Raw genomic sequence first — 15,185 nt, forward strand, 5'->3', positions numbered from 1 at the left:
TCCCAGTCAAAAACCGGCTTCTCCCTTAGAGTATAAACCGGCAAACCTGACAACATGGATTCAGGTTCGGATGCGGATGGAAAAAGATTGTACATGCTTGAATGCGGGTGGGGTGGAAAGGAGGTCATGCGATGGCGAATTGAAAATGCTTAGGGTCGGCTTTTATTGCCGCTACGGCAAGTCTGATGAATATACCGCCGCGACGCCGCGGGCCACCTCGCCTAATCTGCGGCGGATGTGCTCCGGTCCCAGCACCTCCAGGACGGTTCCGAAGCTTAGCAGGAAGCCGTATAGCCAGTCATTCTCAGGGTACTGGAGCGTTAGGGTGTATCCGCCGGTATCATCCTGCTGGAGCGTCTCACAGTCGAAGTATTCTTCGGCGAGATGCTTGCCTTCCGGCGTGAAACGCAGCTTGACCGGTGTGAGATTCTGCGGTTCCTTCCAGCTACTACTCCACGGCAGCTCTGTAAGCGGAATATCCTGGCGGATATAGTGCCTGTTCTTCTTCACTAGCGCTTTCATCCGCAGCAGCTTGAAGAGGCGGAAATCCTGACGCTCCTCGCAGAACCCGTATAAGTACCAGAATTGTCCCTTGAGGACCAGCGTATAGGGCTCGACCGTACGCTGGCTTACCCTGCCTTCGGCAGTTATGTATTCAAAAGTGACCATGATCTCCTCCTCTAAGGCTTCTTTAAGGAGGTCCAGCCGCTCCTCCAGCGGAGCTGTCAGCTCCCAGGGGGAGAAATCGACGATCATTTGGGTGGTTTTGCTGCGGAAGGCGGAGATCTGGGAGGGAGGGACAACACTGCTGATCTTCTCCATCAATAGCTGATGGCCCTCTCCTCCGATGGAGGAGGCGCTTTGCAGCGCACTGAAAATATCGGCCAGCTCGCGTTGCGATAATACGTTGCGGTCCAGCCGGTAGCCCTGCATGAGGCCGATGCCGCCCCCTGCGCCCTGATAGGTAACCACAGGGATGCCTGCGCTGTTAATGCTGTCTATATCGCGGTAAATCGTACGCACGGAGACCTCGAACATATCGGCCAGCTCCTTGGCCTGAATCAGCGGCCGGTTGAGCAGCAATATGACAATGGAGAGCAGACGGTCTATTTTCACAGGGATACCTTCTTTCAGACGTTAGGTGAGGCTTTAGTCAACGGGTCTTGGAGGTCTCTTTGACCTTCACTTGGACCTTGGGTTCAAGCGTAGCCACTGGCTTGCGCCGGCGCAGCCGGAGAGAAATGGCAGCCCGGTAACGGTAAATGACAATCAGCGCGGCAATAACCAGCACGCCTAACGCGATCCAGAGGGCATAGGATTCGATCAGGTGGAAGATGCCCATCCACTGCGGGCCGAAGATTTTGCCGATTCCGAGGAATAACACTACCCAGAATATTGCGCCCCCGTAGGCATACATAGCGAATTTACGGAAGGGCAGGGCGATAATCCCGGCAAAATAGCCGGTGAAGTGGCGGACGCCGGGGATGAAATAGCCGATGGAGATCAGCACGCTGCCGTATTTCTCGAACCAGCGCTGCGTCTTTTCCAGCTTGGCCGGAGAGAACATGAACCATTTACCGTACCGCTGGATAAAGGGCAGACCTGCCTTGAGCCCGATGAAATAAGTAATGGTCATCCCGATTGTAGTCCCTAAGAAGGCTACGATCACCAGGGTGAAGAAATCCAGCCTCCCGGTGTAGGAGAGGAATCCTGCGAAGGCCATCGTGGTCTCCCCGGGAAAAGGCAGGGCGATAAATTCGAGCAAAAGCCCGAAGAACAATACGCTATAACCATAGCTCGCAAACAATTCTTGTATCCATTTCAGCATATCCATAGATTCTTCACTCTCCAAAGGCTGCGCGCCTATTCTATTCTGAAGCTTGTCTTCATACAATCTACCAAATGGTGCGGGTGCGCCAATAGAATGCTGGAGGTAGAGAAGATGAAGGACAATCTGGAAAATCCTATCCGCCGCATCATGATCTGCGGGTTGCTTGTTATTGCTGTTGTGCTGAGTCTGGGTGTGTCAGCCTATGGAGGGCAGGGGAATTCTTCCGGTTCGCGGATTACGTACTCCCTGCAGGCTGAAGCAGGCAGTGCGTTACCTCTACTCTCTAAGAATAATGCTCCGGCTGTCCCGGTGCAAGATTTGCCTCCGGCAGCGGCCAGAATGACAACCGCAGAATCACGGCAGCCGCATATTTCGGGCGGTTCAACCCCTAAGGCAGATGCAGAGCGTCCTGCTCCCGCTATACAACAAGTAGCTGCTGCTGCGGGGAAAGCTGCTCCAGCAGCCGGTCACCGTAAGGAGAAGGTGGTCTATCTGACTTTTGACGACGGGCCAAGCGCAGTTACTCCCAAGGTGCTTAGCATATTGCAGGAGCAGGGGGTTAAGGCGACCTTCTTCGTGCTGGGGGATCAGGCCGCAGGGCGTCCCGAGCTGATCCATGCCATCTGGGAGCAGGGGCATGCTATCGGCAACCATACCTATAATCATAACTATCATGATTTATATAGCGGCTTCACGGAATTCTGGCGTCAAATCAAAATGACGGAGGAAACGGTACGTGAGATCACAGGCGTCCGTCCGCAACTGGTCCGTGCGCCGGGCGGCACGTTCGGCCATTTCGACAGTACATACTTCAATCTGCTGAAGCAGGCAGGCTACCGGGTGATGGACTGGACTGTGGACAGCGGAGATTCCCGCCGCCGGGGAGTGCCCGCTGCGGAGATTGTGCAGGCATCTGTGGCTGACTTGAACTCCGCCAGTGTGGTGCTGCTGCTGCATGACGGATCAGGCCATGAACAGAGTGCCCAGGCGCTGCCTGCCATTATTGAACGCTACAGAGCGGCCGGTTATGAGTTCGGCGTTCTGGATACGCAGAGTGATCCCGTACAGTTCAGGGTGTCCTCCAAGGCAGCCTCGCTTCAGCGGAGCAAGCCGTCACAGGATTGGATATCGGCCAATATTGCTCCGAATGCGGAGCTGTTTGCACCAGGCAAGGCGCTTGCGCTTGAGATTGGGCGGATGGAGATCATGCTGAAGCCCGGAGAGTACCGTCTCCAGGACGGGCAGTACTATGTTCCGCTACGCGCCACCGTGGAACGTCTGGGCGGGCGGGTCGGCTGGGATGCGGATACCCGTAGCGCAGCTGTAAGCTGGAACGGCCGCAGCATGACGTTGGACTCACAGAAGCAGGAGGTTGGCATTCACTGGCCGGACGGTACAGCAGAGTACAGGGCGGCACAGGTGCAGCTCCAAGGCTCCTCCCTCTGGGTACCCCTGCGTATGCTGCTTGAGGCGGCAGGTCATCCGGGTGCGGAAGCCTTTGTTAATGCAGAGGAGCGCAGGGTTACCGCAGCTTAAGGCGGATATCCGTTTTTGGAGGAAGGCTGGACGGAGGGGACGGCAGGATACGACAGGGACGGCAGGGGGGCTGGCGGGAAAAGCGACTACTGGCGGGAAAAGCGGCTGCTGAATGTCTGGGCATCCTTTTTCGTGGAAAGAATAGATAGCAACAGGCCTCAGCAGGTAGTATAGCCAGAGAAAGTACAGGCTGTCAGGGGGCTAGTCTATGACCATGGAAGGGTGTCCTCCTTGTCCTCATCATCATTGACAGATCCAAAATCACAGGTGTATTCACAGCAGAACAGGTACGGGAATGCAGAGATAGCCGGGTTCCCCCGGAAGCGCGTCCGCCGCGCAGCGAAGGAGTGGGGGCGAATGCTGCTCCTGATGGCGGTTACCGGAGGACTGTATATGTGGCGCGGCGGAGAATCGCTCCTGCTGCTGCTGACAGCGGGCGGAGTGGTCATGTCCGGCGGCCTGCTGATGCAGCTCTGCGGTCCCCGGAGAGTTAGTGTCCAGCGTACGATTGTTCCTGGGCGTCTGTCTGCGGGGGATGACGCCGTTGTGGAAGTTCAAATTTCTTTTGCCGCCAGAATCCCGCTGCCCTGGATGATTGTGACCGATTACTGGAGCGGGGGCAGCCATCAGGAGCTGCTGTTTCCCGGCTTCCGGCGTTCCTTCAAATATTCTTATGAGCTGCTGTCCGTTCCCAGGGGTGTACATCAGCTTCATGGGTGCAGTATAACTTGGGGGGATCTGCCGGGGCTGTTTACCGGCGGCTGCCAGCCGGGCGGCAAGGCGGACTTCAAGGTGCTGCCAAGGGCGTTATATATGGGCACAGTTGTGCCGGATACCGGCTTGCTGCCGGGAGACCGTGTGTCCGGGCGGGGGAACCACAGCAGCCCGCAAGCAGCGGATATCCGTGATTATGCGCCGGGTGATCCGTTCAGCCGGATTCACTGGAAGAGCAGCGCCCGTAAAGGCAATCTGCAGAGCAGAGTGCCGGAATGTGAAGCGGGGCAGATGACCTGCATCGTGCTTGCGAGCAGTCCGGCGGATTACGAGATTCCCGGCGGTGCGCACCCTCCCCGCAGCCAGCGGAGGTCGGTGATCCCGGCCTTTGAACAGGCGGTATCGGCTACGATGGGGCTGTTGCTCTCTGCCGAGCGTACCGGCAGCTACATCCAGCTCTTCAGCGGCGGCTGGCCGGAAGGAATGGCCAGACATGAGGGACTGGGCCAGATCCCCGGGAGGGTCCGGGATCTGCTTACAGAGATTGCCCCCTCCGGCTCACAGAGTCTCAGCAGACTGCTGGAGGATGCATCGCGGAGCTGGATTCCCGGGATGACGGTATCCGTCATTACCGGCCGGCTGGAGGAGGAGTCGGCGAGAACGCTGGCCCGCTTTCTGGTTCAGGGAATCAGGGTAGAGCTGTATTATGTCTGGGACCAGCCTTCTCCGAGCCGGACTTCCGGTAATCCTGTGCGGAGCCCGGCCGGAGCAGCCGGTATAATGCCGGAGCTCTCCCGCAGCAGCAGGCTGGAGCCGGAGGAGTGGGAAACAGCCGGGCAGCATGATCCCGCAGCTTACGGGAACAGAAGACCGCCTGCCTCGGATACGATTGCGGGAAGTCTGATGCGGCTTGGCGCGAGGATTCACTGTCTGAGCTATGCTACTCCTGCACAAAGGTACAAGGGGGCGGAGCCTGATGGATTCCCGGATAACTCCACCTCCTGCTAGTGCGGGTACGGATGGCGCCAGTCCGAAGGGCTCAACCCACAGCGGGCAGCGCCGCTACGGAAGCATCATGTTTACAGCGGCAGGGATGGAGGAATCAGACCTTGCAGAGAACAGCTCCGCAGGTAAAAGAGAGAACAGTCCTCTGTATTATCGCGGTCTGTTCTCTTTGGCGATTATGGGCGTCTTTGGGCTGTGGCTGCTGCCGCTCTACAGATTGTCTGCGGCAGCGGACCATACACAGCTCCTGCGGCTCCTGATGCTCTCGGCAGCAGCACTTCTCGTATGGGGCTGTCTGCTGTTGCCCCGTCTTGTCCAGACAAGCGGGCAGCTTCTGCTAATCTTCATGACCTGGTATGGTCTCTGTGCTGCTGCGGGAGGTGGGGGAGGGTGGCTGAAGGTCTATGTCATGGAGAAAAGCGGACAGGATGCCCTGCTGCTGCTCTCTGGCCGGATCTCCGCATTAAGCGAGGACAGCAGGCTGCTGATTCTGGTACTGGGCTGGGGGCTGCTGGTGTCTTCCGTCCAGCAGCTCGCACTGTACAGAGGAAGTATTGCGCTGTTCACCGGTGTAACGCTGGTGTATCTGCTGGTGCTGGATATGGGCTATGCCGTTAATACTTCCGGGGATGTCCTGGTCACTGCGGGGCTGATCCTGTGGCTGCGGGCTTTAAGCGGGCTGCTCCACCTGCAAGAGAGGACAGAAAGGCCTGTTCTTCCATACGCCCGCTGGGGAGCCAGGGCATTCTCGGCAGCTGTACTGGTAACGCTGGCCGCCTGGATGGCCGGGCAAGGGCTGGGGGCGCGCCCGGCTGCCCCGGTTACACTGCAGCCGGTGCTGGACAAGCTGGAGCACTGGGCAGCGGCGCAAAGACCGGAGGAGCCAGGCGTACCCGGCACTGGCAGCACCGGCTACAGTATGGAAGACAGGGAGCTTGGCATGCCCCTGACTCCCAGCCGGGAGGCGGTCTTCATGGTCACTGCTTCCCGTCCCTACTACTCGCGGGGGGAAAGCATGGCGTATTATGACGGCCGCCGCTGGATCAGGAGCGGAGCCGCGTATTCAGCGCTGAATCTGCCCCGGCTGTCCGGGGCGCTGCCCGCTCTGGCGAATGCTTCATCGGCCGGGGGTCAGACCCTCACCCAGCGGATTCAGCTCGCTGCTCCTTCCACTGGAGGTGTGCCTCTGTTCAGTGCAGGCGCTATAACAGACGTACAGAACATCCGGCTTGCGGACGGAAGCCAGCTGGGTTACGTACTGGCCAGCCCGGACAGGCTCAGCTTCCGCCTGCCGGAAGTCTACGGCTCCGCAGGGGTTACGGAGTACACCGTCAAGTCTGTTCTGCCGCCAAGTGATCCGGCAGTCCTGCGGACGCTGAGGGGGAGTGATCCCGACGGGGTCCGCAGCCAATATTTGCAGCTCCCCGCTGCTCTGCCGTCCAGGGTGCGTGCCCTGGCCGGCGATCTTACCGCAGCTGCGGCGAGCCGTTACGATGCCGCCGTAGCCGTAGCAGGTTATCTTCAGAAAGGCTATACCTATTCGCTGAAGACCCGCGTGCCGCCGTCCAGTGCCGATTTCACCGATGATTTCCTGTTCGGGACCCGTCAGGGCTATTGTGTGCATTTTGCCACTGCGATGACGGTCCTGCTGCGCAGCAGCGGCATTCCGGCGCGGTACGTCCAGGGCTACGGCCCGGGAACCGCCGTGCCTGGCTCTGTGCCGCAGCGCTACAGCGTGACCAGCGGCGATGCCCACGCCTGGGTCGAGGTCTATTTCCCCGGCGCGGGCTGGGTCCCCTTCGACCCCACGCCCTCCGCCGCTGCCGCCGCTGCCCTCGGCGCGGCGGCTACGGACCCGGCGGCGGCCTCCGCGCCGCCGGACACCCGCCGCTCCGCTGCGCTGCACGCGGACGCGCTCACCGCCGCCCTGCCGCAGGCGGGCGGCCCGGACACTGCGCCGCTCGCGCTGGCGGCGCTGGTGCTGGCTGCCGCCATCCGCTGGCGGCGCAGCCTGGCCCTGCTGCCGGCGGTGCGCCGCGCCGGCAGGCTTGGCCGTGAGCGGCAGCTGCGCGCCGCCGCTCTGGCCTGGCACGGGCTGGCGGCGCGCTATGGGCCGCCGCTGCCCGGGGTTACCGCCAGGGAGTACGCAGACTCCCTGGCTATCGAGGACGGGCGGCTGCGCGCCGCCGTCCGGGGGTTTGTACGCCAGTGGGAGACCCTGGCGTATGGCGGCGCCGGAGGCGGCGTGCCTTTAGCGGCCGCGCGCTCCGCTGGAGGCGCCGTGCCCTTAGCGTCGGCGGGCTCCGCTGGAGACGCCATGCCTTCAGCGGCGTCGGTCCCCACCGGAGGCGCCTTACCTTTGTCGCACTCTGCGCGGATGTCGCCCGCCTTGCCCTCGTCACCCCCCGAGCCCTCCAACGCTGCCGATACCATAGACGCAGCGGCATTTATGGCCCGGTGCCTGATGATCACCTTCCATCTAACTTGATCGAGAAGCGGCGTCCCTGCATTTGCAGCGGACGTCTTTTCATATAGGGAATCATGACTTCCGTCTGCCCCGGATAGAGGTACATATAATGGACCAAATGTAGGCGAAAACATACATGTCAATCAAGGCACAACTCCAGCATGAAAAGAGCAGCGTGCTATCGTCCATTCATCTGTTTAGCGTATTTTCACAGTAAACCGAATGCAATTTGTTGGGGGGCGGCGAGTGGGGCAAATGTAATCGAAAAACGAAATTCGGCGCTGCGTGGGCACGAGGACCAAATGTAATCGAAAAACCGACTATATTTAGCGCTGCGTGGGCACGTGGCCCAAATGTAATCGAAAAACCGACTATATTCGGCGCTGCGTGGGCACGAGGACCAAATGTAATCGAAAAACCGACTACATTCGGCGCTGCGTGGGCACGAGGGCCAAATGTAATCGAAAAACCGACCACATTTAAATCCACCTCCCCATGCCAGACACTATCCACCGCCAGCCACGGCTACAATTCTTCTCTTTATCCCTATAACTTGGTGTCGGCTCCCGGCAGCGGCGAATGAGCAGACATTTGCTCATCTGCAGGTATTCCTTACTGTCATGGCCGCGAGCCTGTTTCCGCTATCTTTGCCCCATGCAGGTATTCCCTCCACCCCTACCACAGCTATCCCAAAACCTTGAAACAGAGGGACCCCATTTCCTTGACGCTGAGAATTAACCATGAGTATAATGAATCCAATAATCAAGGGAGGCAAGTAATGAACAAGCCAAATGAAATAATCGTTGTTCTGGATTTCGGGGGACAGTATAACCAGCTTATCGCGCGCAGAATTCGTGACCTGGGGGTATACAGCGAGCTTCTGCCGTACAATACACCGATGGAGAAGATTAAGGCCTTATCACCCAAAGGGATTGTATTCTCAGGCGGGCCAAGCAGTGTCTATGCGGAGAATGCACCACATGTCGACCCGGCGATTTACGAGCTCGGGCTGCCGATCTTCGGAATCTGCTATGGGATGCAACTGATGGCACAGCAGCAGGGAGGCAAGGTGGAACGCTCCGCCAAGCGCGAATATGGCAAAGCCGATGTAGAATTCGCACCCAGCTCCGTGCTTGCAGCGGGCCTTGAGAGCAAACAGACTGTATGGATGAGTCACGGGGATCATGTAGTGGAGCTTCCGGAGGGCTTTAAGCTGGATGCCGGTACAGAGAGCGCGCCGATTGCAGCCATGAGTAATGATGAACGCAAATTCTTCGCCGTTCAGTTCCATCCTGAGGTACGCCACTCCGTGAAGGGGAATGAGATGATCTCGAACTTCCTGTACGAGGTCTGCGGCTGCGAGGGCAAATGGACGATGGAGTCGTTCATTGAGGATGCCGTTAAGGATATCCGTGATAAAGTCGGCGACCGGAAGGTGCTCTGCGCACTCAGCGGCGGCGTGGATTCCTCTGTTGTGGCGATGCTGATTCACCGTGCGATCGGCGATCAGCTGACCTGTATGTTCATCGACCACGGCCTTCTGCGTAAAGGTGAAGCGGAGAGCGTCATGGAGACTTTTGTCGGCAAGTTCGATATCCATGTTGTCAAAATCGACGCCCGTGACCGCTTCCTCGGCAAGCTGGCCGGTGTGTCCGATCCCGAACAGAAACGTAAAATCATCGGCAACGAGTTCATCTATTGCTTCGACGAAGAATCGGCCAAGCTGGGTGACTTCGCGTTCCTGGCTCAAGGTACACTGTATACCGATATCGTAGAGAGCGGAACAGCAACGGCGCAGACGATCAAGTCGCACCACAATGTGGGCGGGCTGCCGGAAGATATGAAATTCAGTCTGATTGAGCCGCTGAACACCCTCTTCAAGGATGAAGTCCGTAAGCTGGGCGAAGAGCTGGGCATGCCGCATGCGATCGTGTGGCGTCAGCCTTTCCCGGGTCCGGGTCTGGCAATTCGTGTGCTGGGTGAAGTGACCGAAGAGAAGCTGCAGATCGTCCGCGATTCCGACTATATCCTGCGTGAAGAGATTGCCAAGGCGGGTCTCGACCGTGAGATCTGGCAGTATTTCACTGCACTCCCTAACATGAAGAGTGTGGGCGTAATGGGTGACGAGCGCACCTATTCCTACACCGTAGGCATTCGTGCGGTAACCTCCATCGACGGCATGACCGCTGACTGGGCACGTATCCCATGGGATGTGCTGGAGAAAATTTCAGTCCGCATCGTCAACGAAGTGGATAACGTGAACCGCATCGTGTACGATATTACTTCTAAGCCGCCTGCCACGATCGAGTGGGAATAGATCAAGGATAAAATAAAAACTCTCTTCTATCGGCGATTTTTGCTGATGGGAGAGAGTTTTTTTCGAAATATAAGAACTTATATGTTGCACACGATAACTTATCCTTCTATTTCTCGCTGAAACGGTACCGTCCTTTAAAAGGACGGCAAAGCTGTTTCCACGTATGCTTCTAAACGATTTTTTTAATGTTTCTTTTTTGAAGAAAATATGTAATGATCCCAAAGGCAGCGCCCGCGATGCACCAGAGCAGAATGTTGAACAGGTGAATTTCGATCTTCTCACCAGCTAACGCCGGGAATAGGAACTCCATCAGGACGAACATAGTGAAGCCCCACTGGGCACCTGCCAAGAAAAACCTTTTCTTCAATGCTTTAATTGTTTTTTCATAATCTGCATTTATATCATATTCCGTTTCAGCAACTCCGGTTTTTCGGAGCCGGATAAGGATGTAGTAGGCTACAAACTGCTGCACAATGAAGAGAGCCATAGTTCCGAATGTGAATGTGTGATGTATGGTATCCATAATTAAGCTGATAAGCATAAGACCAGACGTCAGATACAAGGCATGCATGCAGGCACCGGCAAGAATACGATGAATCTCTCCCCGCTGATACTCATCCCTTTCCTCTATATAGCCAACAAATGGCTTTAGCATTCTCTTCTCCATACTACTCAGCATTACTGTTTACCTCCCAGAAAAGTGTATTCAAATCAGAGTTCAGGGCCTTGGCCAGCTTAACGCACAAATCCAATGAAGGATTATACTTGTCATTCTCAATCAGATTGACCGTCTGCCGGGCAACTCCGACCTCCTTCGACAGGGCAAGTTGCGACAAACCGGAGCGTTTTCTGTATTCGGCAACCCTGTTCATATCGATTCCTCCTTGAAGAAAAGTCATATATATATGACTAACTGTTTGTTTATCGTACTATCTCTGAACTGATGTGTCAATTATATATGACAATATTCCGGCAGGAGAACTTCAGCTGTATGACAAAAAAGAACTCCAAACCCTATATTATGGTTTGGAGTTCTTCCCGCATAGGCGGATAGCTACAAGCTCTTCAACTCATAAATTTTCTCAAGCGTACGAAGATTCTCCGCCTTGTCGTCATCATCCTCCGCATGAAGATATCCCTCCACCAGCCGGTATCCGAAGACGAGCAGAATGAATTCGTAGACGCAGTGGCCGGCAAGCGGGGCAATCTCTCCCGCATATTCCGTGAAGCCCCGGTAATAAGCAGGGACACACCGCTGATAGTATTCAATCATATGATCAAGATCCACCTCATCTGCAATCAGGCTGGCGATGTCCTCGCCGAGGTAGCCCCAGCCGCTGGTATCCCAGTCGATCAGCGCGATGGTCCCGCCAGTATAGATGATGTTGGTTACCCAGAAGTCCCGGTGGCATAACACCAGAGGCAGGCTTTCAATCCGGGCAAAAATATCGTCCGAATGCTCATCGATGTCGATGAGCATTTGCCGCACATGCTGCGGGAATCCGCATTCCTCTGAACGGATATAGTCGTAGACAACCGGCCAAGACCGGTAGTGCAGATACGTACTCTTCATGAGGTCTGCATGGCTCAGGTTGGTCAGACTTTGCAGCACCTCAGGCTGCTCCGCGTACAACTTCCCTTGATACCGTCCCAACTCCAATGCGGCCTGTTCATACATGTCACCGGTCAGCTCCAGGCCGGAGATGCCGTTGATATATTCCAGCCATAGCTGGTACTCGTTCTCTTCATCATTCATCTTCGCGTGATAACACACCGGCCAGCGGAAGGTATCATTGAAGGTCGCTCCCAGCTCAGAAGCGTAGAGATCATATTCCCGCCGCCATGAATCCGGGTCATTGTAACGTTCCCATTTCTTTTGAATTTTCAGCACGATGCGGAACGGCAGGCTCTCCCCGGCAGCACTTGCAGCGGTTCCGGTGACCAATTGCACATCCCCCACAGTTCCGCCGTGTAACTGTAGCGTTTCGTAATCTGCAGAGGTAATCGTTGTATTAAAAAGCTGAGATAGAGCAATATATAAAGCATCTTGGTTTATCTTCATTTGTATCGTCCTCCATTTTTCTTCATTTGCTTGCGCTGCATCGCAGCTGACTGATTGCGGGCATCCTTGTCCCTGAGATAGTGTGTTCTGTCCTGGACGAACCGGTTCTCCTGCTGCTGTGAGTTGTAACGATCCCAGCGTTCATGCGTCAGAGAGCCCTCCGCAAGGGCGGCGAGTACCGCACAGCCCGGCTCGGACTCATGGCGGCAGTCATGGAACCGGCACCCTGTGAACCATTCCTCCACATCGTTGAAGCCTGCAGAGATGCCTTCGTCAGCGTCGAATAATCCAAGCTCACGCATCCCGGGGGTATCGATTACCATTGCTCCCGAGGGGAGCATGAACAACTGACGGTGGGTCGTCGTATGCCGTCCCCGGCTGTCTTCCTCCCGGATGGCACTGACCTTCATGACATCCCGTTCCATCAGGGCGTTAAGCAGCGAAGATTTGCCGACCCCGGACATACCAAGGAAGACGATAGTTGAACCTGGCTTAAGGTAGACATCGAGCTCATTAAGCCCGAGACCGTTATGACTGCACACTGCGTGCACGGGAACATCCGGCATACTCTGCCGGACTTCTGCCAGCGGGAGGCTGTAGTCTTCTGTGAGATCCGCCTTCGTCAGAATGATGACCGGCTGGCCGCCGCTCTGCCTGGCCTGGGTCAAATAACGCATCATGCGCGTGACATTGAAATCCTTGTTCAGGGAAGACAAAATAAATACATAGTCGAAATTGGCGGCCACGACCTGTTCCAGAACGGTTCTGGTATATTCTGCGGCATGGCCGGAATAATTCGCACGCGAGAACTTGGAGCGGCGGGGGAGAAGCGCTGTAATGAGCGATTCCCCGCTTTCGTTCGGACGCAGCAGGACGAAGTCGCCGACGCACGGGAAGTCCCCGCGCGATTCCGCACTGTGATAGAACGTGCCTTTGAGTACAGCGGTCAGCTCGCCCCGCTCTGTGATTACCGTGAAGCGCTCCCGCCGCAGCTCCGTAATTCTGCCCGGTAATAGCCCAGCGGGGATTTCCTCTATTTCGGTGTAGCCATAGGTTGTAAGATTAATCATGTTTTTGGGTTTAGCTCCTTATCTGTTGTTTGATGGACGCAAAAATGCCGCGGAACAGCAGCCTCAATAAGAAGCTGCTGTTCTACGGCATCAAGATGCAAAGAAGATACGACCTTCATCGTATCCCGCAAACAGCAATATTCACGAAAGGTTACTTGGGATGGCATACCAAATAATCCAGGCGTTTGCCTGATTTTTAAGATGTATGCCTGCTATGCAGTTTTAAACGGAAACCACCATATAAGTAGTAGCCAATCGAAACATCCCCTTTCGGATAAGGAACTTGATTAGAAATAATGCTTATCGCTAAGCACATTCAGATTAACATAGATTTGTTATGCAAATCCATGTAGAGTTTGATTATAGTTAATTTAGTGCGGAACTATCCGCATTTATGCTGCAATGTTTGGCGGATTCTCCCTGAACCAAGCAGTATTTGTCATAGAAATGTTCAATTTACGAACATTTGTGTAAACCTGACGGCCAATGTTCGTATTTACCATTGACAAGAGCTGTCATCTCCCCCTAAAATGATAAAGCGCTACAGCAAATATATTCGTATAATTCCGGGGATCGGCCCGGAAGTCTCTACGAGGTCACCGTAATGACCTGGCTACGATTAAGAAGAGCAACTTGTTCTGGGATTTCCGGCGATTGTCCGGAATTCCCGGCAGCCATCTCTTTTTCGGGCCGGTGTCTTCCCAGATGCCGGCTTTTGTGTTGCTGTATTGGCACAACATACAACCTTAGGGGGAGAACGATTTGAACCGCTTTTTCAAATTGAAAGAGAACGGCACCACAGTACGTACAGAGATCATGGCCGGTATAACCACGTTTATGGCAATGGCTTATATTCTGTCGGTTAATCCAAGCACTCTGACTGCCTTCGGCCGCATTGATATGGGCTGGTATTCCGTATTCCTTGCGACGGCGCTGGCAGCCGGTATTTTCACCATTGCCATGGGGGTATTCATTAACTTCCCGGTCGCTCTGGCACCTGGTATGGGCCTTAACGCATATTTCGCTTCCGTCGTCTTATCCTCCGCCACCACGGAGCATCAGTTCACCTGGCAGATGGGGCTGACCGCCGTCTTCATCTCCGGGATCGTATTTATCCTGCTCACGATCACCAGGGTCCGGCAGATTCTCCTCACTGCTATTCCTGACAGCCTGAAGCATGCGATCACCGTCGGTATCGGGATGTTCATCACCATTATCGGCCTGAAGAACAGCGGACTGATGACCATCGGCGTTGAAGCCGGAAGCGATATCGCCGCTAACAAATTTACAGATGTTCTTTCTTTTGAAACTGTAATTCATATGGGCAGCCTGGAGAACACCAATGTTCAGCTCGTGATTATCGGCCTGCTGCTGATCTCCATCTTAATGGTACTGCGCGTTCGCGGCGCCATCCTGTTCGGAATTCTCGGGACTACCGTGGCTGCAATCCTAATGGGGGCTGTGGATTTCAGTTCATTGAGCAATCCGCAGACACCATGGATTCCTGACTTCACCCAGCTCAACTTCTGGGAATTCGACTGGGAAGGCATTATGCACACCGGTATCGTATCGGCGATTGCCACTTTTACCTTCGTAGAACTGTTCGATACCTTCGGTACGCTGGTAGGTACTGCTGAACGTGCCGGAATCATGAAGAACCCTGAAGAAGGCAAGAAGCGTGTCGGCAATGCCATGTTCGTAGATGCAGTAGCTGTTGCGGGCGGTGCGATGCTGGGTACTTCCACCACTACCGCTTATGTAGAAAGTGCAGCCGGTGTAGCTGAAGGCGGACGTACGGGTCTGACTGCAGTAACTACAGGGATCTGCTTCCTGCTTGCCTTGTTCCTGGCTCCGGTAGTCGCTCTGATCCCTGGTCCGGCCACAGCGGCAGCGCTGATTATTGTCGGTGTTCTGATGGCTCAATCGATCCGTGAGATCGACTTCCAGGACATGGTGCTGGCGATTCCGGCCTTCCTGACCTTCGTGATCATGCCGTTTACGTATAACATTGCTAACGGGATCTCGTTCGGGATTGTTACTTACGTGATTCTGGCTTGTGTAGCGAATATCGCCGGCAAGAAGAAATATGATATCCACTGGATGATGTGGGTGCTGGCGATTCTGATCATCCTGCGTTATGTTCTGATCGGCAGCCAAGGCTAATAAGCTCCACGGATTCTGAC

The 15,185-nt window shown here is 55.5% G+C and carries 12 protein-coding genes and 1 riboswitch; of the genes, 6 read left to right on the plus strand and 6 right to left on the minus strand.

Annotated features, from left to right (window positions below):
- Nucleotides 1-171 precede the first annotated feature (171 nt).
- Nucleotides 172-1,116, minus strand: coding sequence for a YafY family protein (locus tag MKY12_RS01585; RefSeq protein ID WP_339312642.1), 945 nt, complete (start codon nucleotides 1,114-1,116; stop codon nucleotides 172-174).
- Nucleotides 1,117-1,153: 37 nt separating this feature from the next.
- Nucleotides 1,154-1,834, minus strand: a complete 681-nt coding sequence (locus MKY12_RS01590) for a DedA family protein (protein WP_339312644.1) — start codon at nucleotides 1,832-1,834, stop codon at nucleotides 1,154-1,156.
- A 108-nt stretch (nucleotides 1,835-1,942) separates the two neighbouring features.
- Between MKY12_RS01590 and MKY12_RS01595 the strand changes: the two genes are divergently transcribed.
- The 5 genes from MKY12_RS01595 to guaA all read left to right on the plus strand — a co-directional run bounded on the left by MKY12_RS01595 (nucleotide 1,943) and on the right by guaA (nucleotide 9,870).
- The gene (locus MKY12_RS01595) at nucleotides 1,943-3,367 is read left to right on the plus strand and encodes a polysaccharide deacetylase (RefSeq protein ID WP_339312645.1); all 1,425 of its coding nucleotides are present in this window, start codon (nucleotides 1,943-1,945) and stop codon (nucleotides 3,365-3,367) included.
- 246 nt (nucleotides 3,368-3,613) lie between these two features.
- Nucleotides 3,614-5,089, plus strand: coding sequence for a DUF58 domain-containing protein (locus MKY12_RS01600; protein ID WP_339312646.1), 1,476 nt, complete (start codon nucleotides 3,614-3,616; stop codon nucleotides 5,087-5,089).
- A complete protein-coding gene (locus tag MKY12_RS01605) occupies nucleotides 5,058-7,574 on the plus strand; it encodes a transglutaminase domain-containing protein (RefSeq protein ID WP_339312647.1) in 2,517 nt (838 codons plus the stop codon). The genes MKY12_RS01600 and MKY12_RS01605 overlap by 32 nt, the downstream gene beginning before the upstream one ends.
- Nucleotides 7,575-7,785: 211 nt before the next feature.
- On the plus strand, nucleotides 7,786-8,136 hold the full coding sequence (locus tag MKY12_RS01610; RefSeq protein WP_339312648.1) for a hypothetical protein: 351 nt from the start codon (nucleotides 7,786-7,788) through the stop codon (nucleotides 8,134-8,136).
- A gap of 195 nt (nucleotides 8,137-8,331) precedes the next feature.
- The gene (guaA, locus tag MKY12_RS01615) at nucleotides 8,332-9,870 is read left to right on the plus strand and encodes a glutamine-hydrolyzing GMP synthase (protein ID WP_036723816.1); all 1,539 of its coding nucleotides are present in this window, start codon (nucleotides 8,332-8,334) and stop codon (nucleotides 9,868-9,870) included.
- A 169-nt stretch (nucleotides 9,871-10,039) separates the two neighbouring features.
- Here guaA and MKY12_RS01620 read toward each other — a convergent pair whose 3' ends face one another.
- The 4 genes from MKY12_RS01620 to rsgA all read right to left on the minus strand — a co-directional run bounded on the left by MKY12_RS01620 (nucleotide 10,040) and on the right by rsgA (nucleotide 13,002).
- Complete coding sequence (locus MKY12_RS01620; RefSeq protein WP_339312649.1) at nucleotides 10,040-10,549, minus strand: DUF3278 domain-containing protein; 510 nt, start codon at nucleotides 10,547-10,549, stop codon at nucleotides 10,040-10,042.
- A complete protein-coding gene (locus MKY12_RS01625) occupies nucleotides 10,539-10,742 on the minus strand; it encodes a helix-turn-helix transcriptional regulator (protein WP_036696905.1) in 204 nt (67 codons plus the stop codon). Before MKY12_RS01625 ends, MKY12_RS01620 begins: the two co-directional genes overlap by 11 nt.
- Nucleotides 10,743-10,924: 182 nt before the next feature.
- Nucleotides 10,925-11,932, minus strand: a complete 1,008-nt coding sequence (locus MKY12_RS01630) for a phosphotransferase (RefSeq protein WP_339312650.1) — start codon at nucleotides 11,930-11,932, stop codon at nucleotides 10,925-10,927.
- Nucleotides 11,929-13,002: a ribosome small subunit-dependent GTPase A gene (gene rsgA / locus MKY12_RS01635; RefSeq protein WP_339312651.1), complete on the minus strand. Its 1,074-nt coding sequence runs from the start codon at nucleotides 13,000-13,002 to the stop codon at nucleotides 11,929-11,931. Before rsgA ends, MKY12_RS01630 begins: the two co-directional genes overlap by 4 nt.
- Nucleotides 13,003-13,538: 536 nt before the next feature.
- Nucleotides 13,539-13,638, plus strand: a riboswitch (purine riboswitch).
- A gap of 126 nt (nucleotides 13,639-13,764) precedes the next feature.
- On the opposite strand from rsgA, the gene MKY12_RS01640 reads away from it, so the two are divergent.
- A complete protein-coding gene (locus MKY12_RS01640) occupies nucleotides 13,765-15,165 on the plus strand; it encodes an NCS2 family permease (RefSeq protein WP_209877814.1) in 1,401 nt (466 codons plus the stop codon).
- Nucleotides 15,166-15,185: the final 20 nt, after the last annotated feature.

This window comes from Paenibacillus sp. FSL M7-0896 (assembly GCF_037975415.1).
Taxonomy (GTDB): Bacteria; Bacillota; Bacilli; order Paenibacillales; family Paenibacillaceae; genus Paenibacillus_AQ; species Paenibacillus_AQ silagei.

What these genes read in the sequence shown, in the direction of transcription:
- MKY12_RS01590 (WP_339312644.1), bottom strand. Translation starts at nt 1,834, where the DNA reads ATGGATATGCTGAAATGGATACAAGAATTGTTTGCGAGCTATGGTTAT.
- MKY12_RS01595 (WP_339312645.1), top strand. Translation starts at nt 1,943, where the DNA reads ATGAAGGACAATCTGGAAAATCCTATCCGCCGCATCATGATCTGCGGG.
- MKY12_RS01605 (WP_339312647.1), top strand. Translation starts at nt 5,058, where the DNA reads ATGGATTCCCGGATAACTCCACCTCCTGCTAGTGCGGGTACGGATGGC.
- guaA (WP_036723816.1), top strand. Translation starts at nt 8,332, where the DNA reads ATGAACAAGCCAAATGAAATAATCGTTGTTCTGGATTTCGGGGGACAG.
- MKY12_RS01620 (WP_339312649.1), bottom strand. Translation starts at nt 10,549, where the DNA reads ATGCTGAGTAGTATGGAGAAGAGAATGCTAAAGCCATTTGTTGGCTAT.
- MKY12_RS01625 (WP_036696905.1), bottom strand. Translation starts at nt 10,742, where the DNA reads ATGAACAGGGTTGCCGAATACAGAAAACGCTCCGGTTTGTCGCAACTT.
- MKY12_RS01630 (WP_339312650.1), bottom strand. Translation starts at nt 11,932, where the DNA reads ATGAAGATAAACCAAGATGCTTTATATATTGCTCTATCTCAGCTTTTT.
- rsgA (WP_339312651.1), bottom strand. Translation starts at nt 13,002, where the DNA reads ATGATTAATCTTACAACCTATGGCTACACCGAAATAGAGGAAATCCCC.